We start from the raw sequence: 18856 nt of genomic DNA, 5'->3' as shown, positions 1-18856 counted from the left end.
AAACTCGCCGAATCGTTCCCCTATATTTGCCGACGAAACGAATTTCCCAATGACAATTATGCCATTCAAAAAATTGCGATTCAGTCTATCGTCTGTAACCATCGCGGCCGGCGTGCTGCTTTCGTCATCGGCGATTGCAATCGAGCCGGCGCCATCGCCCGCCAACGCTCGGGTCGAACCGACCACGGTTCCTGGCACAAAAGTGGTGGAGCCGCTAAGTAGCAGGTTCGCCGGTCCATCCGTGACCGAGAGTCCTGACTTTCAAAAGCATGTGGTGCCATTATTAGGACGGCTGGGCTGTAACGGTCGTGCTTGTCACGGTTCGTTTCAAGGTCGAGGTGGTTTTCAGTTGTCGTTGTTTGGTTACGACTTCAAAGCAGACCACGACGCGCTGCTCGATGACGCAACCGGTCGAGTTGATCTTGCGGACATCGATGAAAGCTTGATGCTGGCCAAGCCACTGGACGCGGACATTCACGAAGGCGGAAAACGATTCGAAGAAGACAGCTGGCAGCATCATGTGCTTCGTCGCTGGGTTGAATCAGGTGCAAAGTATCTCGACGCCGAACCACAGACGCTGACCAAATTGGAAGTCATTCCTTCGGAAGTACGCTTCGCTAGCGACGATGAATCAATCCAAGTACGAGCGATCGCACACTGGGAAGATGGGTCAAAAGAAGACGTGACCGAGCTTTGTCGATTCAGTACCAACGATGACGCAATTGCTGACATTGACGAGAACGGAACGCTGAAGTCTGGCCAAACTGGCGACACCCACTTCGTCGTCTACTACGACAACGCAGTCGTGCCGATTCCAGTGATGCGGTCGATCGGCCCAGTACCAAGCTTGCCTACGGTTTACGAACATCCGATCGATCAATGGGTCGCGACTAAGTTAGACAAGTTGGGGATCAAGGCATCGGGCATCTGCACGGACGAAGAATTCATTCGCCGCGTCTCGCTGGATATCACTGGCATTCTGCCGTCGGCCGATTCGGTTCGTGAATTCTTGGCTGATCCGTCGCCGGATAAGCGAAGCATGTTGATCGATGAATTGATTGACTCGCCCGGCTATGCCGCATGGTGGGCCACACGGCTTTCGGATTGGACGGGCAACAGTGACGAACAACTCACCAACACGTTGCCGATTCGCGATGTGGCTAGCAAGTTGTGGTACGAATGGTTGCGCAAGCGACTCGACGAAAATGTTTCGTACGACGAGATCATCGAAGGGATCGTGACGGCTAACAGTCGCCAGCCTGGTGAAGATTATCAGCAGTACTGCGATTCGATGACCAAGGCATGCGCCCCAGGCGGTGAGGCGTTGTTCGCCGAGCGTGACGGGATGCCAATGTACTGGGCACGACGTAACTTTCAAAAACCCGAAGAACGCGCCATCGGATTTGCTTACTCGTTCTTAGGAGTCCGGATCGAGTGCGCCCAATGTCACAAGCATCCCTTTGACCAATGGTCCAAAGACGACTTTGAACAGTTCTCGAAATTGTTTACGCCGATTCGAATGAATCAAAACCTTGTAGCTGCCGACGCCAAGAAGGTTCGTGAAGAGATGTTGGCGGCCATCACCGGTGGTAAGAAAATCGACAATGGAAAGCTGCGGAAAGAAATTTACATCGCTGCACGAGATGGGAAAACGGTTCCGTTCGGTGAGTTGGTGGTGAACACCCGAGCGATTCCTGATAAAGCCAAGAAGGCTCGCGCCAAAGGTAAGGGAAGCAAATCGCCAGCGGCGAACCTGGCAAGTGGAAAGATTTTGGGCCAACCCGACCAGGTTTTGCTGGATAAAGATCCTCGCGACCCGTTGATGGCTTGGTTGCGAGCACCCGAAAACCCATACTTTGCAAAAGCGATTGTTAACCGAGTCTGGAGTAACTATTTCGGAATTGGAATCGTTGATCCGTCGGACGACATGAACTTGGCGAACCCGCCTAGCAACGCTCCGCTGCTGGATGGATTGGCTAAGCAGTTCATCGAGCATGAATTTGACTTGCATTGGCTGCACCGCACGATTGCGACCAGCGAAACTTATCAGCGAAGCTCAGCCGTCAATTCGACGAACGTTCGCGACCAATCGAATTTCTCGCGACATGTGCCACGGCGATTACCAGCCGAAGTGGTCTACGATGCAGTGGTGTTGGCGACCGGATCGGATAAGCAAGCCGAACAGTTGCGCAGCGAATTGGATGATATGGCCATTGCCGACGGCAAACCTAAATTGCGAAATCGCCAAGATTTTGCGTTGGAAGTGTTTGGCCAGTCGAATCGTGAATCCAACTGTGACTGCGACCGTAGTGATTCGCCAAGTCTGCTGCAGTCGATCTATTTGCGGAATGATTCCGACATGTACAAACGATTGGCTGCGAAAGACGGCTGGGTCAATCAGGCGTGCGGCAAACTAGGCGTGGCTGGACCTCGCGAGAGTGAAGACTTGCAAGAGCTGGCGATCAAACGACGTGCCAGTCAAATGCAGCAGCAATTGATAGCGAAGGTGAAGCTGTTCAACAAGCAACCAGAAGCGAAACGAGAAAAGTTGCATCGTCAAATCGTCGGCGAGCACAAACGCGTTTCCACGAAGATGGGGCAATACAACATCAAAGTCCCTACCCTGGATCAATTGATCAAGAATCCCAACTCGTGGGCGTCGCTCGAGAACGCCGTTGAATCGACTGGTCAACCGTCGATCACAATGGACCAGTTGGTCGAAGAAGCTTACTTGCGATCTCTCAGTCGCTTTCCCGATTCTGAAGAGTCCGATATTTCAGTTGCGTTTATCAAAGATTCGAAGTCGCCGTCTGACGGTTTGCAATCGTTGCTTTGGGCGCTTGTGAATACAAAAGAGTTCATCATCACTCACTAGCGATTGCGACGTTACCCGCTCCGCCCTGCCCTGCCCTTCCCTGTTTTGAGATTATTCCTATGAAGTTCAATCGCACCTGTGACGGAATCAGCCGACGTGACATGCTCCACGCGGGCACACTATCGCTTGGCGGTCTGTCGCTTAGCGGCTATATGAAATTGGCTGACGCCGGCCAGATCACTCCCGGCCGAGCGACTCGGGCAATCTTCATTGAACTTCCGGGTGGGCCGTCTCACTTGGATACGTTCGACATGAAGCCGAACGCACCAAGCGAATTTCGCGGATCTTTCAACCCGATCAAAACCAACGTCCCTGGAATTGAAATTTCTGAACACTTGCCGAAACTGGCCAAGTGCGCGGACAAGTTTGCTATCCTGCGAGGGGTCAGTCATACGTTGGCAGCGCACCGCTTGGGCCAAGAGTACGTCAATACGGGCAGCAAGCCGATTCCGTCGCTTGAGTATCCGAGCTTTGGTGCTGTGCTTGCCAAAGAACAGCCGAGTGCACCGGAGATTCCCAGTCAAGTCGCAATCCCCAAAGGATCGCAAGGGCCAGGGTTTCTTGGAATTCGCTACGCTGCATTGGAAACCAATTCGACACCAAATTTTGGCCAACCCTATTCGGTGCGTGGCATTTCGTTGCCAGGCGGAATTGGCGTCGACGAAGTGAAACGCCGTCAAACGTTGCTGCAGAAATTGGATCGGCGTTTTGCCGATCTCGAAAAAGACGATCAGTTGCTCGATGGCTTGGATCGATTTGGTGAACAAGCCTACGCGATGATCACTTCACCGCTTGCACGCCAAGCGTTTGACATCAGTAAGGAACCGGAAAGCTTTGCCAGTCAGTTCGGTGAGTCCTCGTTCGGCCAAAGCTGCTTGCTGGCGCTGCGGTTGGTGGAGTCGGGGGTCCGTATGGTCAGTCTGCAACTTGGTGGTTGGGACACGCACACGGATAACTGGACGAAACTGAAAGACAACAACCTGCCCAAGCTGGATGAAGGTTTGGCCGGTCTACTGGTCGGGTTGGAACAGCGTGGCATGCTGGAATCCACTGCGATCTACGTGACGGGTGAATTCGGACGGACGCCCAAGATCAATAGTCGCAGTGCCGAAGGTGGACGAGATCACTATCCGCGTTGCATGTTCATGTTGATGGCCGGTGGTGGCGTGCGTGGTGGACAGGTGATCGGTGAAAGCGATGACACGGCTGCCGGACCACGCCACGAAGCGATCACGCCCGACGATGTCGCGGCCAGCTTCTATCACAACCTTGGCATTGATCACACGCTGGAATATGACAGCAGCACGGGGCGTCCAATCACCTTGGTTCGCAACGGCAGCGTCATCAACCAACTGTTCGCTTAGCGGTTTTCGTTGATCAGGCGAGTCGACTGATGATCAGCGGCGGTAAAACGGTTTAGAATAAAAGAACTGAACCGCCCTGCCCCGCTGATCTCTGTTGACCGATGCTGAAAAACGACTCAAAATGTACCCTTCGTCGTGACGCCGTAATCGTTGGTGCTGGCCCGATCGGAATCGAGACGGCCGTTGCATTCCAGGCGGCAATGATCGACTTTCAGATCGTCGAAGCCGGCTCAATCGGGCATACCGTGTCGTGGTGGGCGCCGCAGACGCGGTGGTTCAGCAGCAATGATCGAATTTCGATCGCCGGAGTTCCGCTGTGTACGATCGACCAAGCCAAGGCAAGTCGCGAAGAGTATCTAAATTATCTGCGCTCGGTCGTCGATCAATTCGGCGTAGCAATCAGTACGTTCACTCGCGTCTCGACCATCAAGCCATCCCCAGACGGCAACGAATGGATGGTCGGTTTGGTTTCCGGACATGCCGAGGCTGGCGGACCAGTCCAACAATACATTCTGACGCCGCACGTGATCTTGGCGACCGGCGGCACCGACCACCCGAATCTTTTGGGCGTTCCCGGCGAAGACTTGCCGTTGGTTGATGGGTATTTGCGAGAGACTCATCGGTATCACGGCCGGAGAGTGCTGATCGTCGGCGGGCGAAACAGTGCGGTCGAAGCAGCAATTCGGCTGCACCGGGCCGGAGCAAAAGTAACGCTCAGCTATCATCGTGAATCATTTCCATCGGACAGCATCAAGTATTGGTTAAGACCAGAAATCGATGGCCTGATTCGCAGCGGTGCCGTGGAAGCGATTTTCGATTCAAAAGTCGTTGAAATCATGCCAGGCCAAGTCAAGCTTTGCCAAGTCGCACCGGGCCAACCAGATCGCATGATCGATGTTGTGGTCGATGATGTACTGACACTGATTGGATATCGACAAGACAAAACACTGTTCAATCAGCTAGGGATTCCGCTGGACAGCGACGCGGGTCGACCAGTTTTTAATCCTGAAACGATGGAAACACCGGTTGCAGGAATTTACGTCGCCGGGACAGCCGTCGGTGGCACGCAAAGCAGCAAGTACCAGATCTTCTTGGAAAACTGTCATGATCATCCGGCAAAGATTGCCCGTCATATCGCCAGTCAAGAACATGGGGTGAGTAACGGCAGCGCGTCAAGCCAAGCCGAAAAGTCAGAAGCGGCTGCATCGCTGGCATGCCAAATTGAAATCAGCCCCGAGAGCTGAATGTTGAAGTACGCAAACCTTTGATGTGAACGGCGTACGCCCTGCCCTGGTCTCTATCGTTACCAGATCGCTCATGCCCGGCCTTCCCGGCCGGACTTATGTGCTTTACGCATGTGTTGAGCCCCAGGCGACCGTGCCCTGTGTGACGACGTAGCCGGCACGCATGCTTGGATTTCGCAAAGGGTCAGAAAATGGACCGGACGAAATGCCCTTCAATCGCGTACTGTTATGCTCTTCCGATGTCGATGTCGGGCATCCGCAACATTTGTCGCTCTTAAGAGAACTGCCTGTTCCTTCTTTCTTTCTGACTTGCTGATACTACGAAGACTTGCCTGATGAATCACGACGACATCTCATGGGACAAGGCATCGGATACGGAATGGAACGGCGAACTCGAGATGGATCGTCTGTGTGACCGGTTCGAGCAGGTTTGGAAAGAATCACCCAGCTCGCCACCCCGTCTTGCCGAGTTCGTGCGGATGTCAAGCGAAATGCAGCGGGAAACGCTCGCCCGTGAACTGATTCAAATCGATTGCGACTATCGCCAGAGGCATCACTGTGAACTCACAGAAGATGTTTACGAGCGTCAAATGCAACCGCTCGGTCTGGATCTGAGCGAACCGCAGGCCACCCAGGCTGAGATGTCGACGCTCGATTCGGGGCATCCCGATGGGAACTGTTTGCTGCCCAAGCGAGGCGCGCGAGTTCGCTACTTTGGTGACGATGAAATCGTCAGCGAGATTGCTCGCGGCGGCACGGGCGTTGTCTACCGGGCTCGCCAGATCAGTCTCAACCGCGAGATCGCGCTGAAGATGATTCTAAGCGGCAATATCGCGGAGGATGATCAAATTCGTCGCTTCCAAATCGAAGCGGAATCCGCTGCCGGCTTAGACCACCCCGGTATCGTGCCCATTTACGACATCGGCAACTTCGATGACCAGCACTATTTCTGATGAAGTTGATCGAGGGTGAATCGCTTAGCGAAGTCGGTGACAACATCGGCCAAGATCAGTCACGCATCATCGAGATGGTCGCCAAGACCGCGTCGGCAGTCCACCACGCTCACCAACGCGGCATTCTGCATCGCGACCTCAAGCCGGCCAACGTTCTGATTGATGCGGACGGAGATCCGGTGGTGACGGATTTTGGACTCGCTCGCAGTACCGAACACGATCACGGTATCACGCAAACCGGCGCAGTGATGGGCACGCCGGGATTCATGTCGCTCGAGCAAGCCACCGGTGGCAGCGTTACCACAGCGACGGATAACGGACACGGTTCCTGATAGGGCTGGAGCGTTACGACGACGCCATCCTTTCGGCGCGTCAGACGCTGGAAGACTCTAGTGATTTTCTGCGATCGCTGGTCTATGCGGCGAAAGGCGATCGGACCAGGTTCGACTCGGCTTACCAAAGGTGTTTGACCCGATCGGCAACGTATGCACACGACGACTTTGTCAACGCAATCGAAGTGCCCCAGGAATGGCTTTTCAATCTGCCTGCCCCTGCGGCGGACGAAATGCCGAGCGAGTTTTCGTTGTAGAACGAAGTCCGGCGAGTTGTTTTCTTGTTGAAGGCACCTCGCCCGTTCATTGCCGGTATCGTCAGCAAGGCGTCACGGTCAATTGGCGAAGCTGTCTTTCAAATGGAGCGGAATCAGATGGCGCCGGATGAGAACGGCTACGTCTTCCAATGCAATGAAAACGTCGTCATCGTTGCGAGTCAGAAATGCAAGTACTTCATTCAATCAAGCAGCAAACCGTATCTTCATGATGTGAACCTTCTGGTGAAAGAACCGGGTGCCAACGGTGAGCTTGCCAAACGGATCAGCGATCATTCGGCTTGGATTGCGATCGACATCTACCAGTGGCCCCAGAACACCGAACAAGCCGAAACGGTGTCAATCCCTCGGAAAGCATCGCAGCGGCTGGTCGAGTATGCCAAAGAGTTGGTCGGTGATTTCGCGACGGTCGCGATCCACAGCGACAACCAGACATTTGTACCATGCGATTAAGCCTTTTTTGATGCATTGGCAAGCGAGAGTCCGATCGACGCGTTCGAGCTGCCGGATTCCGTGGATCGCTAAGTGCCGATGTTCTTTGCTAATTCAATCGTAGCAGGAGTCGCCAGACTTCTATGCAACTCTGGAAAACTGAACGTTGGCGTGTCCGGCTACGATTAACGCAAGGTCCTGTCACGTTCGAGAATCATATTGCTTTTTACACTGTCCCCTTTTTTCACTCATGACTGAGCCGGAACTAGATAATCCGAAGCAGCTTGTTGCGAGCTACTTCGCGGAAGACACGGAGTCCGTCGCCAGGAATCTGCTCGGCGCCCTTTTGCTAAGGCGAATCAACGAGCAATGGATTGGTGGCCGGATTGTCGAGACCGAAGCGTACCTGCACGAACATGATCTCGCCAGTCACAGTGCTCGAGGCAAGGGCAATTCAAATGCGGCCATGTTTGCTGAACCAGGGACGATCTACGTTTACCCGATTCACGCCAAGGTTTGTTTCAACGTTGTAACCCAGCCAGAAAACGTAGGTGCCGCGGTGCTTGTTCGGGCACTGGAGCCGATCTGGGGCATCGATGTTATGGAAACTCACCGTGGTCTGACAACGCCGACTCGACTGACCAGCGGCCCAGCTATGCTGTGCCAAGCACTGGCAATCGATCGCAGCTTCAACGGACGTCACTTCACCGATGAACCACGCTTGATGCTTTGCCAGAACCACGTAAGTACCGAGTTCGATATTGTCGCGTCACCCCGTATCGGGATTAGCAAAAGCGTCGACCTGCCACTCCGCTTTTTTATCAAAGACAATCGTTTTGTGAGCCGACGCAAGTAGCCTGATTTTTGAATAATCAATCTAACGAACTCGTCTTCGCTCATCATCCAAATTGCTTGGCCGCCGGAGATTGCAATAGATGACATCGCAGGAGACTTGCGGAAAGCCGTCGCAGAGGCGTTGGCAGCGAAGGACGCAAAGCTGATCAAAGACCTAGGAACTTAAGCAATCTCTTCAGCCAAAACAGCGATTGCAGACCCGAGTTGCCCCCTGCCCTGTTCATCTTTACAAGATAAAACGCTGATTTACCGACTTTGGATGCAACGAGTCGCTGTCCCGTTAAGGACTCGTGACTGCATTCACTACCCGAAAACTGAGCCGACATAGTCCACTAGCTTGCGATGTGAGGACGACCAAGTAAGTGGCAGTCGCGTCGATCCAAAAATTTAGAAGCGGCTGCATCGCTAGTACGCCAAACGGAATTCAGACCCGAGAGCTGAAGATTGCGACTTTAGAGAAAATTGCAAAAAAGAACACCGAGTTTTCCCATTCAGGGAACGTGTTATTTTTGAGTAGTCAGCGCAAAAAAGAAGGGCCATGGTGAAGCCCTCCCTGCCTCACCATGGCCCATCAATGCTGGAACGATGGCACCGATCGTTCCACCCTCCCAATCCATGGTACTGATCAAATCGGCAAATCGGCCTGATGATCTGAAACCGAATTGATTAGGAGGGTAGGATTTTTTAGGGAAGCCACCGTTGGGGACGAGAGTCCACCTGAGAGATGGTTAGCGATCGCAGCCGCTGTCACAGCTGTTGCTGCCGCGGCAAGAGTCGCAACCCCTGCAGCTTGGGCCATCGCAGCTCGGACCGTTGCAGGCGGGTAGAAGTTGTCCGCAGCCTTGGCGTTGCTTGAAGCAATCGCAGGTGCCGTTAACGTGTTTCTGACCAAACCCGCACTTTTGCTGGTATCCGTCCCAAACATGCGTGTTGCACTTGCTGGTTCGGAAGTACTGAAGCAGCGTCGATGAGGGCAAGCAAGGTGCGACGTGCGGCGTGCAATCACTGACGGAGTCGCAGACGCCCGACGCGCATCCATGGTTTCCGTGGATGGCCGTCGCCAGAGGTCCAGAGTGTGAACCATGGTGTCCAAACCCTACCGATTGGGCTGAGACTGACGTTTGCGACGATTCTAAATCTTGAAGTGCGAACGCAGCGTTCAGGTCGATCGCGTCGGTTGCGTGCGGTGCGACAGCGATGGGGGCTTGTAGTGAAACCTTGGCCGGGACTTCTGCAAAGCTTGGCATTGCGAAGCTTTGGGGAACAGGCACCAGCTTATCGACGGCGTTGAAGACTTCGGTTGTTTCGACGGCAGCGGATTCGAGCTGCGTCGGCGCTGAAAGCGTTAAGGCTTCGTCGATATCGAAAGCCGAGGCATTGTTGGATTGGTTTTGAACGACACGGGCCGAAGGCGGTGCGTCGCCGAAGCTGAGGTCGGCTAGAAGTGCGCTGAAATCGTTTTTGGCAAAAGCTTGGGGAGCCAAAACGTTCGCGACGACGATCGCAATTGAGAGTGCGGAGATTCGCATGAGAGGACTTCCTTGTGCAAGTTGGGTTGAGAGGATCTGTTGGATCCCAACCGTGCCCATCTTTTGGTTTCCTTGCCGACTCAATTCAGTCGAATTCGATATTTTCGAGTCCGATTGGTTTTTGTTCAGCGCTAACCATCAAGTGGGTTATCGCGTGACAGGAATCCCGAAGTAGGTGGCAAGTCAAAGCTTGCGGCACGGGGGTGGCAGGATCCGTCGAGCGATGGTGGTTGATGAACCACCAAAGCTTTGCCGCGCCGCAAGTACCCTGCAAGCAAACTTGGCTTTCTTTTTCTTGTTTCGCCACACAGCTTTGATCAAAACCGAAACGATGCGAACCATTTCGCTAGTCGTTAAATCTTGCCGAACTTGCCGGAACATCGTCAGCGCTGCATTCATGCGCCCAACGTAATCGGAACGACTGCGCATTCGAAGGACACAGTGAAATTCTTAGCTTACCGCGTCCAAGAGAGCGGCACGTATTTCGGTTTGCCGGTAAGTGTCTGTCAACTTGGACCCGTCGGCTTCGGTGACATAGAACACGTCTGCAACTTGGTCCAAGTGCGTATCGATCTTTGCGAAGGATAGTACAAGACGTTTTTCTGCGAGCGCCGACGCGATTCGGTAAAGCAAGCCGACTTCGTCGTACGCAAAAAAAGAAAGGATTGTGTAGCGGTCGACAGTATCGTTGTCAAAGACAACTTTCTTTGGCAGTACCTTGACCTTTTTCGGTTCCACCGATGTATTGGGTTTCCATCGCGACCGATAGGGCGGCAGCGGCGCGGTCGGATCGTCCAGTAGATGACAGAGTTGTTTGCGCACTTCGGCCGTGCGATGTTCGGGAACATCGCCGTCTGGATATTCGGGGTCGATCACCCAAAAGTGGTCCCAGGCAAAGTCCCCGACCATTTCAATCTGTGCTCTCAAAATCGTTAGCCCGCTGGTCGACAGGGCGCCGGTGGCTCGGGCGAACGTACCGATCGAATGTTTGTCCTCGCGGCGGATAACCGTATAACGCAGCGCTTTGATGCTGGCGTCAAAGCGACACATCGTGATCGTTTTCGTATCTCGATCGGGTTGATTGACGATGACCATGATCTCGCTGGCAAGATCGTCTGGTTCGCATCGGCTAAGCAGTGATAAAGGAACCTGTTCCAGCAGTTCGAACGCTTGCGCCGGCGCCTTAGCGGCGTTCAGTTCACTCTGCACACGTCCTCGCGTTGATTCAATCTCTGGATCATTCGGGCTACCCGGCAGGTCACCCGAATCAAAGTATCGGCGAGTTCGTTTATAGAGGTCTTCGATCAAGTTTAGCTTCCAATCGGTCGCCACGCCTGGGCCTACGGCGATCAGGTCAGCGACCGAATGGACGACAAGCAATTCCAAACGGCGGATCGAACCGACTTCGGCAGCAAACGCCAATACGATTTCGGGATCGCTAAGATCGTGTCGAAACGCGGTGACGTTGACGGCCAAGTGCTTAAGCACAAGCCATTCCAGCGTCTCGGCCGTTGTCGGATCTAGCATCAAGCGAGCGGCAGTGTCGCGTGCGATCCGCGCGCCGACAATGCAGTGGTCTTCTTCGTAGCCCTTGCCAATGTCGTGAATCAACAGCGCCAGGTGTAGCAATCGTTTGTCATCGATCCGTCGATAGCGACGCCCCATTCCGTCCGGGGAATCTTGCATGTTAGTCGCCGCTTCGATGGCGAGCAGACTGTGCGCGTCGACGGTGTATTTGTGATACGCATTGAACTGCAACAGTCCTCGCATTCGCTTGAATTCAGGGATCAGTTGTTCGATGATCCGCAGTTCGTGAAGCCGGCTAAGCAACGGCGCTAGTTGACCTGGCCGGCTAAGTAGCGACAGAAACGCATCGATCGTTTCGGCATCCGGCGGAGTCGGTGTCCGATCCTGCATCGCTAACCGGATCGCTTGCCAAGTAGGATGAGCAATGCGACGGCAATGTTGATTGGCCAAACTCATCAGCATCAACACGTCGGGCAAGTTGGCTGCGAACGATTCGAGTGCTTGTTCGCGGACCCAAATGTGAGTTGGCCCCATGCGAATTTTGTCGTCGATCGAACGCGAAAAAACTCGTTCAAAGATCCGGTGAATCAGCGGACGGCTTTGGGCGTCTTCGGAAAAATAGGACGCTGCGTAGCGAACGTTGCGAGTTTGATCGAAATAGTCCTGCATGAACTGTTCGACGGGCAGCACGCCATCGGTACCGGTGTAGCCCCATTGATCAGCGATTTCCATCTGAGTCGGCCGATCCAGCACGTCTTGGCTTTTGCCTTCGCGAAAATGCAATTCATTGCGCAGTCGCAGCATGAATCGGTACGCTTGACGGACTTTGCGATAATCTTCTTCCGGCAACGCGCCAAGTTTCAACAGTCGGTCAAGATCGGTTTCACCGTAGCGGGCGAAACCGATCCAACGGATCAATTGGATGTCTCGCAGCGAGCCACGCGATCGTTTGACGTTGGGACGCAACAGATAATTTGTTTCGCCCCACTTTGTCCGTTCTTCACGTCGAGCCGCAATGATATCGCTGATGATACTTTTGCTGCGCTGCATCGCGCCGTGTCGAAACGCGTCAAAGTATTTCTTGTACAACTGCAGGCTGCCCGCCAGCAAACGAGACTCGGCAAGCGAAGAGTAAATGATGGGGTCGGCCCACGACATGCTGCAGGCTTCAGGAGCAGTTCGAATGGAAAGCCCCGGCTGGATTCCCGAGTCACCCAGATCGCGAGTCAACACACCGGAGATGATCGTCGCCAAGCTTTCTGATTTTGGTGTTGTCAGCAGCATCAGGTCGGCGTCGGAGTAAGGCGCTAAATCGCGTCGCCCGAAACCTCCGTGGGCAACCAGACACAATCCGCTCAATCGATCGTCGGTCGCGTATTCACGAATCGCTTCGTTGAAGATGTCCAGCACGACATCGTCGTAAAGGTCGGCAAGCAGTGTTGATACCTGAGTGCCGGGTGATCCGCTGCGGTGTTGTTGAAAGGCCTTCTCGCGACCTTCACGCAGCACTTCGCGACTTCGCAGAACGATCGGTCGCATTGACATGGTTGGCATTTAGCAACGCAGCGTGATCAAGAGTAGGCAACTCGCCTGCGCGAGCGCATCGTATTAATTACGGATCAACGACCCTCGCCTTGTGCCGCCACCAGAGCTAGTCCTAGAGCGCGTCTTCGCCCCGTTCGCCGGTGCGAATTCGGATCGAGTCCTCGAGATTGGTGACGAAAATTTTTCCGTCGCCAATTTGCCCGGTCTGTGCTGTTTGCAGAATCGTGTCGATGACGGTTTGCAGATTTTCGTCGGCGCAGATGACTTCGATTTTCACCTTGGGCACGAAGTCGATTGCGTACTCAGTGCCGCGATAGATTTCCGTGTGCCCTTTTTGGCGACCAAAGCCACGAACTTCGCTGACCGTCATGCCATGGATGCCCTGGTCCGTCAGGGCGTTTTTGACGTCTTCAAGCTTGAAGTGACGGACAATGGCTTCGACTTTCTTCACGATCGTACCTCGGTCGGTGGCTATAGATCTGCTGTTCTTACAGTGTTCGGCTGTTTTTACAGTGTTTGGTAGAGCAAGCGTCATTGTACACTCGCAATCGGGTTGATCTAGCGGGCTAAATCGGATGCTAGGTTGGCCGAATCCACTGTACCTCGGTGATCCCAGCGTTGTGATTGACTGTCCGAGTCAAAACAAACAGTAAATCACTTAGTCGGTTCAGATATACAATCAGTTCCTCGGACACTTGGGTCTCGTGATGACGAACCAGCGTCACGACTCGCCGTTCGGCTCGCCGACAGATCGATCTGGCTAGGTGCAGCGCGACCGATCCGGGATGGCCAGCCGGCAGGATGAAGTGTTTCAGTTCTGGAAGATTTCTCTCATGCTCGTCAATCCAGCGTTCTAGCCGTTCAACGTGTGACGTGGTGATGATCCGCATTTCGTGATCGTCGGGCTCGGGGGTCGCTAATTCGGCGCCGATCGAGAACAGTTCGTGTTGGATTTGATCGAGCTGAGCATCGATCGCGGTTCCTACCCCAGCCGCACGAGCCATACCGATCGCCGAATTCAGTTCGTCAACCGTTCCGTAGGATTCGATTCGATCGTCATCTTTTGAAACTCGCGGACCACCAAACAGGCCAGTGCTGCCGGTATCGCCGGTGCGGGTGTAAATTTTCATTGAAGCCCATCAAAATAGTGGAGGTGGCTGATTGAGTTTGTTGTAAACGACTGTTCCGGTTCGACAAGCCGTCGCAGTGCTACCTATCCGAAAACGCCTATCCGAAAGGGTGCGTCATGAAGAAAGTACCAGGTCAGACTGTCAAGGCTGCCGGGATCCTGTTGATTTCCGGCGAAGGGACGCCGGCGCACTTTTTGCTGATGCGTCATCGTGATCGATGGGATTTGCCCAAAGGTCACTGCGAAGACGGTGAAACATTCGTCGAAACTGCGCTGCGTGAGACCGAAGAAGAGACTGGCATTCCGCAATCAGCCATTTCGTTGGATCCCGACTTTCAGTTCGACTTGAAGTACCAGGTCACCTACAAAAATTATGGCGACCTGCCGTTCGAAAAGCATGTTCGGTATTTCATCGGTTTTGTTCGTGATCAGCCAGCGTTAACGTTGACGGAACACGAATCGGCCCAGTGGTGGGCTTGGGATCCACCGAACGCCCCTATCCAATCGGAAACGATCGACCCATTGATCTTGGCGGCTCAACAGCATTTGTCGTGAATCCGCCGATCCTGTTTTGACTGCGTTTTGATCACGTGCTGATTCGGTTCGGGCATGGCGAACCGCCGGTTACGGCTAGTAGGTAGCTTTCAATATTTCAATATTGATTCGGCTGGTCGCATTAAGGAATGGGATGAACGCGTTGTATTCGTTCCCACCGGAAAGATTTGAGGTCGCCAACATCAGGCGGTCCACCGGTGCCAATCCTTCGGCTGTCGCGTCCAAGGGAATCCATTGGTCGTCGATGTAGGCCAGAGTCCACATGTGGTAGGTCATTCGATCCGGCGGACTGTTGGCGTACTTCAAACCGATCGCAACACGCGCAGGAATTTTCCGCGATCGCAGCATTGCCGCCAACAAGATCGCCCGTCCTGTGCTGTCGCCGAGACCTTGATTGAACACTTCACTTGCCTTGACCAATCCACCGGGTCTATCGCGATCCGCGATCGACGTGCCAACGGCTCGAGCCAGTTCGATGGCGGTTTCTCGCGGTGTCAATTCACGTGTTCCTAACGTCGCCGTCGCGTAACGCGCGACCAAGGATGCATTGGAATCGACGAATGCGTTCGGTGCAGAGTCCTCGGGCACCGGCGTCAATTCGAATGCGACGAAACCATTCGTTGCTGATTCGGGTTTCTGGCTTATCAAGATTTGCGCAGTCCCGTCATCGAGGGCGCGAACCAGTTGGCCGGGCATCGGTTCGATGCGGGCGGTCTTTTGTTCTTTCGCGGCTTGCGAGGTCGCAGTCACTCTCAGGGCAATTCGCGTCGCCTCGGATGGGCGTTCAATGGATCCCGTCACTGGGATGGCCGTAACTTCATTTTGGTTGACGATGGCCGACTTGACGGTCGATTCATCCGTTCGGTAGGAATTCAAATTAATTCCCTCTGAAAACATTCGGACGATTTCACCATCGGCTTTGGTCCAAATCGTTGAATAGGACGCCAGTTGGCCATCGACTTGAACTTCGTAGTTGATTTCCGTCAATTCTGCCAAAGTCTGATCGGAAAGCGGTATCGAAGCGGTTCCGCTGCAACGTAGCCGTGCCGTTGCAATTTGAAATTGACCCGGCAACAACAGACGTAAATTCCTAGTCTCACCTTTTCTGGTCATTGGTTTGGTGCGTAATGACTGTTCAATGGCGACAAGTCCACGGTCTCGCGGCGACCAGGCGATTGATCGATTGGTTTTAGCAGTGCCACGAACCGATTCGATCTTTAGCTGCGAACCGTCGACGGTGCCTGAAGTGCGAGTAACGATGGGGCCGACGTGAAGTTCGCTTTCAAATCGCAGCAATTTGCCGTCGGGAGTCTCGAAGCTGGTTTGGATCATCCGCTGCAGCGTTCGTGACTTTCCTTGATTGACGTAAAGGTGGTTATCCGTTCGGTAACGAACTTCGCCTTCATCAGTCCCTTCGGCTGTAAGGTGGTTGTAGCCAACGGGTTGCCCATCGATTGTATACAAATCCCAGGTTTCCCAGTCATCACTGAAGGTTCCCATCGGCAACTCGTAGTTTTCCGATTGGGCATCAACCGACAGTGCTCCGCCTTCAGACAACGACTGGCCATTGGCCGATTCGTTCGCCAAGTGTGCCACGTCTGCAGGAACTAGCGGCGGCCGCTTGGGAATGTCGCAACCGAATATCAGGACGACGGTTCCCAACACGAAAAGGTAACCGCCGAAGAATTGACGACATTTGTGGGTGGCGATGGCTGAAGTTCGAAAGTCAGCAAAGTTGAATCGAGTCACAGTGTGTCGCTGTCGTTTTAGAAACAGCGATCTTTCGAATGCGAGTAAGCGTGAATCAAAGAATCGGGCAGCACCTGATTATAACTACGAAAGTGCAAGATCGAATGGACAACAATGATGCAAAAACACACCCAGGTATGGTGTTTACGCATCCCATCGAGGACGCCTGATTGCAACGACGGTAACGATTGAATCAGTCGTTATCAATAAGTCAGGGTGGGTTAGCCGCGTTAGGTATCGTTTGCACAGTTCCTGAATCTCTCGCGACAAAGTTGACCTAGTTTTTTTGTAGATGTTCGACCGTCAGGTTGATCGGACCGACAAATTCGGTCCAACCTACAAATTCCCAGGCAACGAGACCGAACCATCATGGGCTTTCTAAAACGTATCCTTCGAGGCGGCGCCACCGAAGAAGCACAGCGCAACGTTTCAGATGGAAGTTTTGAAACACTCACCGACGAAGAGCTGCAGGCTCACATGGGCATTCGAACTTACGGAGTGTTCGAATTGACCGATGCGATTCGTCCTTCGTACGACCTTCGTATCGTGCCTCGTCAGGGCTTTCGCCACGACGAATACGTCGATGACGCAAGTGGAACGCGGACGCCAGTGATCATGGCGTCGGCATCACGCGATCGATTGATCGATCTGTTCTTGGAACTGATCGAACCTCTCGGCGAAGTCGTTGACGTTGTGCTGGAAACCAGCCACCGCGCCGGCGGCGGACACGACGATCTGTATCGTGAACACATTGACATGCCCGTGTTGAAAAGCATCTTGCTTGAATTCGAAGACTTGCTTCTTAACGATGGTTGCACCGGCATTGCCGTGATCAATCCGTCGAAACGACAAGAGGTCCAGTTGGACGAACACAAGTTGTTGATCGCGTACGGTGATCCGCTGAAGTCGTTTGAATCGGTATTGATCGCAGGCGACGTGTACCCCGAAGAAGACATTCGCTTCATCACCGAAGCCGAACACGTCCACAGCAGCAGCGAAAAGATGTACGACCAATTCAATGTGCTGAAGAATCGTCTTGGAATGGACGGCGAAGATTGTGAAGCTTCGGCTTGGTGATCGGTCCGTTCATTGCGATTGAATTGGCGTTAACCCACCTGCAGTGACGCGATTGTCACCGCACTCGGGGACACGTTTCGCACCAGAGCATCGCCAAGGTACAATCCGGCCTTACTTGGTTCTTAGTCGCTGGTGTGTTTGTTTTATGATTTTGGTTATCAGTTCTTCGCTACATCCGGATAGTCGCAGCCGAATTCTTGCTCGCGCATCGATCGATCGACTTGCCGAGATTGGTGAATCTGCTGAATTGTTTGATTTGGCGGTGACATCGCTTCCGGCCTGTGATGGAGCATCGGCCTATGGCGATGCCAATGTGCAAGAACTCTCAAAGCGAATTCATACTGCCGATTGCATTTTAATCGCTGCGCCGGTCTACAACTACGACGTCAACGCGGCGATCAAGAACGCGGTCGAGTTGACGGGGAAAGCTTGGACGGACAAAGTCGTTGGCTTGATGCTGGCCGCCGGCGGTCAGGGCAGCTATATGTCGGCCATGGGATTGGCAAACAGTCTAATGCTTGACTTCCGCTGCGTGATTGTGCCACGATTTATCTACGCCACGGGCGAATCATTCGAAGGCAATCAATTGGCGGATGACTCTATTCAGAATCGTGTCAATCAATTGGTTGAAGAGTCGGTTCGAATGTCCAAAGCCTTGGCCTAGCTCTTGTCCGAATCCTTGGACTGATATAGCTGATTGGCCATGATCATGGATTCAACAGCCGCCGGGACTCGGTAGCGAATGCTCTTTCTATCGGCGATGCGATGTCGCAGGTCGCTACTGCTAATTTCGATCACAGGCATCACGATGACATGGTCATGCGATCTTGTGATCGGCACGGAAGCGGTCTTTTCCGCTGGCTCTTTTGACGCGGCAAATGGTTCCAACACGTCAAAGTTGATCGGCGGATCGCCGCCCCGCTGGACCACGGCCAAGTTGATCAATCCAAGCAGTCTGGCTGGTTCGTGCCAGCGGTTGAACGAGGCCAGTGAGTCGCTGCCAATGATCAGAAAGAACTCGTCCAAGCGGTTTTCTGCTTGGATCTCAGCGATCGTGTCGACCGTATAACTGACGTCGCCACGCCGGATTTCGCGATCATCGACGACGAAATGCGGATTGCCAGAAATCGCCAGGCGTACCATCTGAACGCGGTGTTCATTGCTTGCGACCGGACCGCTTGGTTTTAGCGGTGACGTTGCCGCCGGCATCCACCGTATCTCATCCAGCGACAACGATTCTCGCGCCGATTCTGCGATCCAAAGGTGGCCGAGGTGCACGGGATCGAAAGAGCCACCAAAAATTCCAATTCGTTTGCTCAAGCGACCAGTCCTGGGTTGTATCGGGTCATTTCTGCTGTTTCAAAAACACCGGTTTCGATAGCGTCAGTGCCGACGATGTCGGATTCTGCGGTTCA

General features: G+C 53.6%; 16 protein-coding genes. 10 read left to right on the top strand and 6 right to left on the bottom strand.

Translation table 11 applies throughout. From position 1 onward, the window contains the following. The first annotated feature begins 49 nt into the window (after positions 1-49). The 7 genes from Poly59_RS00730 to Poly59_RS00700 all read left to right on the top strand — a co-directional run bounded on the left by Poly59_RS00730 (position 50) and on the right by Poly59_RS00700 (position 8331). Positions 50-2875, top strand: a complete 2826-nt coding sequence (locus Poly59_RS00730; RefSeq protein WP_390621413.1) for a DUF1549 and DUF1553 domain-containing protein — start codon at positions 50-52, stop codon at positions 2873-2875. Between the two features lie 59 nt (positions 2876-2934). Further along, positions 2935-4239: a DUF1501 domain-containing protein gene (locus Poly59_RS00725; RefSeq protein ID WP_146532176.1), complete on the top strand. Its 1305-nt coding sequence runs from the start codon at positions 2935-2937 to the stop codon at positions 4237-4239. A 101-nt stretch (positions 4240-4340) separates the two neighbouring features. After that, the gene (locus Poly59_RS00720; RefSeq protein ID WP_146532175.1) at positions 4341-5483 is read left to right on the top strand and encodes an NAD(P)-binding domain-containing protein; all 1143 of its coding nucleotides are present in this window, start codon (positions 4341-4343) and stop codon (positions 5481-5483) included. A gap of 335 nt (positions 5484-5818) precedes the next feature. Then, positions 5819-6436 carry a protein kinase family protein gene (locus tag Poly59_RS00715; RefSeq protein ID WP_146532174.1) on the top strand — a complete coding sequence of 206 codons (618 nt, stop codon included), beginning with the start codon at positions 5819-5821 and terminating at the stop codon, positions 6434-6436. Beyond that, entirely contained in the window at positions 6436-6768 is a 333-nt protein-coding gene (locus Poly59_RS00710) for a protein kinase domain-containing protein (protein ID WP_146532173.1), read from the top strand. Before Poly59_RS00715 ends, Poly59_RS00710 begins: the two co-directional genes overlap by 1 nt. Before the next feature lie 281 nt (positions 6769-7049). Then, positions 7050-7496, top strand: a complete 447-nt coding sequence (locus tag Poly59_RS00705) for a hypothetical protein (protein WP_146532172.1) — start codon at positions 7050-7052, stop codon at positions 7494-7496. Between the two features lie 229 nt (positions 7497-7725). Continuing rightward, positions 7726-8331 (top strand): DNA-3-methyladenine glycosylase, encoded by a 606-nt coding sequence (locus Poly59_RS00700; protein ID WP_146532171.1) that lies wholly within the window; start codon positions 7726-7728, stop codon positions 8329-8331. A 727-nt stretch (positions 8332-9058) separates the two neighbouring features. Here Poly59_RS00700 and Poly59_RS00695 read toward each other — a convergent pair. From Poly59_RS00695 to Poly59_RS00680, 4 genes are all read right to left on the bottom strand, one after another. Beyond that, positions 9059-9859 (bottom strand): hypothetical protein, encoded by an 801-nt coding sequence (locus Poly59_RS00695; RefSeq protein ID WP_146532170.1) that lies wholly within the window; start codon positions 9857-9859, stop codon positions 9059-9061. 450 nt (positions 9860-10309) lie between these two features. Further along, a complete protein-coding gene (gene glnD / locus Poly59_RS00690) occupies positions 10310-12931 on the bottom strand; it encodes a [protein-PII] uridylyltransferase (RefSeq protein WP_246151281.1) in 2622 nt (873 codons plus the stop codon). A gap of 112 nt (positions 12932-13043) precedes the next feature. Then, positions 13044-13382, bottom strand: coding sequence for a P-II family nitrogen regulator (locus Poly59_RS00685; RefSeq protein WP_146532168.1), 339 nt, complete (start codon positions 13380-13382; stop codon positions 13044-13046). A gap of 127 nt (positions 13383-13509) precedes the next feature. Beyond that, positions 13510-14061, bottom strand: coding sequence for a cob(I)yrinic acid a,c-diamide adenosyltransferase (locus Poly59_RS00680; protein ID WP_146532167.1), 552 nt, complete (start codon positions 14059-14061; stop codon positions 13510-13512). 116 nt (positions 14062-14177) lie between these two features. On the opposite strand from Poly59_RS00680, the gene Poly59_RS00675 reads away from it, so the two are divergent. After that, positions 14178-14615 (top strand): bis(5'-nucleosyl)-tetraphosphatase, encoded by a 438-nt coding sequence (locus Poly59_RS00675; RefSeq protein ID WP_146532166.1) that lies wholly within the window; start codon positions 14178-14180, stop codon positions 14613-14615. 75 nt (positions 14616-14690) lie between these two features. On the opposite strand, the gene Poly59_RS00670 is transcribed toward Poly59_RS00675, so the two are convergent. After that, on the bottom strand, positions 14691-16364 hold the full coding sequence (locus Poly59_RS00670) for a transglutaminase-like domain-containing protein (RefSeq protein ID WP_146532165.1): 1674 nt from the start codon (positions 16362-16364) through the stop codon (positions 14691-14693). Positions 16365-16733: 369 nt separating this feature from the next. Here Poly59_RS00670 and Poly59_RS00665 point away from each other — a divergent pair, with 369 nt between their 5' ends. Together Poly59_RS00665 and Poly59_RS00660 are read left to right on the top strand one after the other, a co-directional pair. Beyond that, complete coding sequence (locus Poly59_RS00665) at positions 16734-17441, top strand: hypothetical protein (RefSeq protein ID WP_146532164.1); 708 nt, start codon at positions 16734-16736, stop codon at positions 17439-17441. A 145-nt stretch (positions 17442-17586) separates the two neighbouring features. Continuing rightward, positions 17587-18105 (top strand): NADPH-dependent FMN reductase, encoded by a 519-nt coding sequence (locus Poly59_RS00660; protein ID WP_146532163.1) that lies wholly within the window; start codon positions 17587-17589, stop codon positions 18103-18105. Here the strand turns inward: Poly59_RS00660 and nadD are convergent. Then, the gene (gene nadD, locus Poly59_RS00655) at positions 18102-18761 is read right to left on the bottom strand and encodes a nicotinate (nicotinamide) nucleotide adenylyltransferase (RefSeq protein WP_246151280.1); all 660 of its coding nucleotides are present in this window, start codon (positions 18759-18761) and stop codon (positions 18102-18104) included. The two genes, Poly59_RS00660 and nadD, sit on opposite strands and share 4 nt — an antisense overlap. Positions 18762-18856: the final 95 nt, after the last annotated feature.

The sequence above is a fragment of the Rubripirellula reticaptiva genome (assembly GCF_007860175.1).
Classification (GTDB): Bacteria; Planctomycetota; Planctomycetia; order Pirellulales; family Pirellulaceae; genus Rubripirellula; species Rubripirellula reticaptiva.
This window is presented reverse-complemented; position numbering and strand designations above follow the sequence as displayed.

Coding starts and splice junctions, on each gene's coding strand:
- Poly59_RS00715 (WP_146532174.1), top strand. CDS start 5,819: ATGAATCACGACGACATCTCATGGGACAAGGCATCGGATACGGAATGG.
- Poly59_RS00680 (WP_146532167.1), bottom strand. CDS start 14,061: ATGAAAATTTACACCCGCACCGGCGATACCGGCAGCACTGGCCTGTTT.
- Poly59_RS00725 (WP_146532176.1), top strand. CDS start 2,935: ATGAAGTTCAATCGCACCTGTGACGGAATCAGCCGACGTGACATGCTC.
- Poly59_RS00720 (WP_146532175.1), top strand. CDS start 4,341: ATGCTGAAAAACGACTCAAAATGTACCCTTCGTCGTGACGCCGTAATC.
- Poly59_RS00665 (WP_146532164.1), top strand. CDS start 16,734: ATGGGCTTTCTAAAACGTATCCTTCGAGGCGGCGCCACCGAAGAAGCA.
- Poly59_RS00710 (WP_146532173.1), top strand. CDS start 6,436: ATGAAGTTGATCGAGGGTGAATCGCTTAGCGAAGTCGGTGACAACATC.
- Poly59_RS00695 (WP_146532170.1), bottom strand. CDS start 9,859: ATGCGAATCTCCGCACTCTCAATTGCGATCGTCGTCGCGAACGTTTTG.
- glnD (WP_246151281.1), bottom strand. CDS start 12,931: ATGTCAATGCGACCGATCGTTCTGCGAAGTCGCGAAGTGCTGCGTGAA.
- Poly59_RS00675 (WP_146532166.1), top strand. CDS start 14,178: ATGAAGAAAGTACCAGGTCAGACTGTCAAGGCTGCCGGGATCCTGTTG.
- Poly59_RS00700 (WP_146532171.1), top strand. CDS start 7,726: ATGACTGAGCCGGAACTAGATAATCCGAAGCAGCTTGTTGCGAGCTAC.
- Poly59_RS00660 (WP_146532163.1), top strand. CDS start 17,587: ATGATTTTGGTTATCAGTTCTTCGCTACATCCGGATAGTCGCAGCCGA.
- Poly59_RS00730 (WP_390621413.1), top strand. CDS start 50: ATGACAATTATGCCATTCAAAAAATTGCGATTCAGTCTATCGTCTGTA.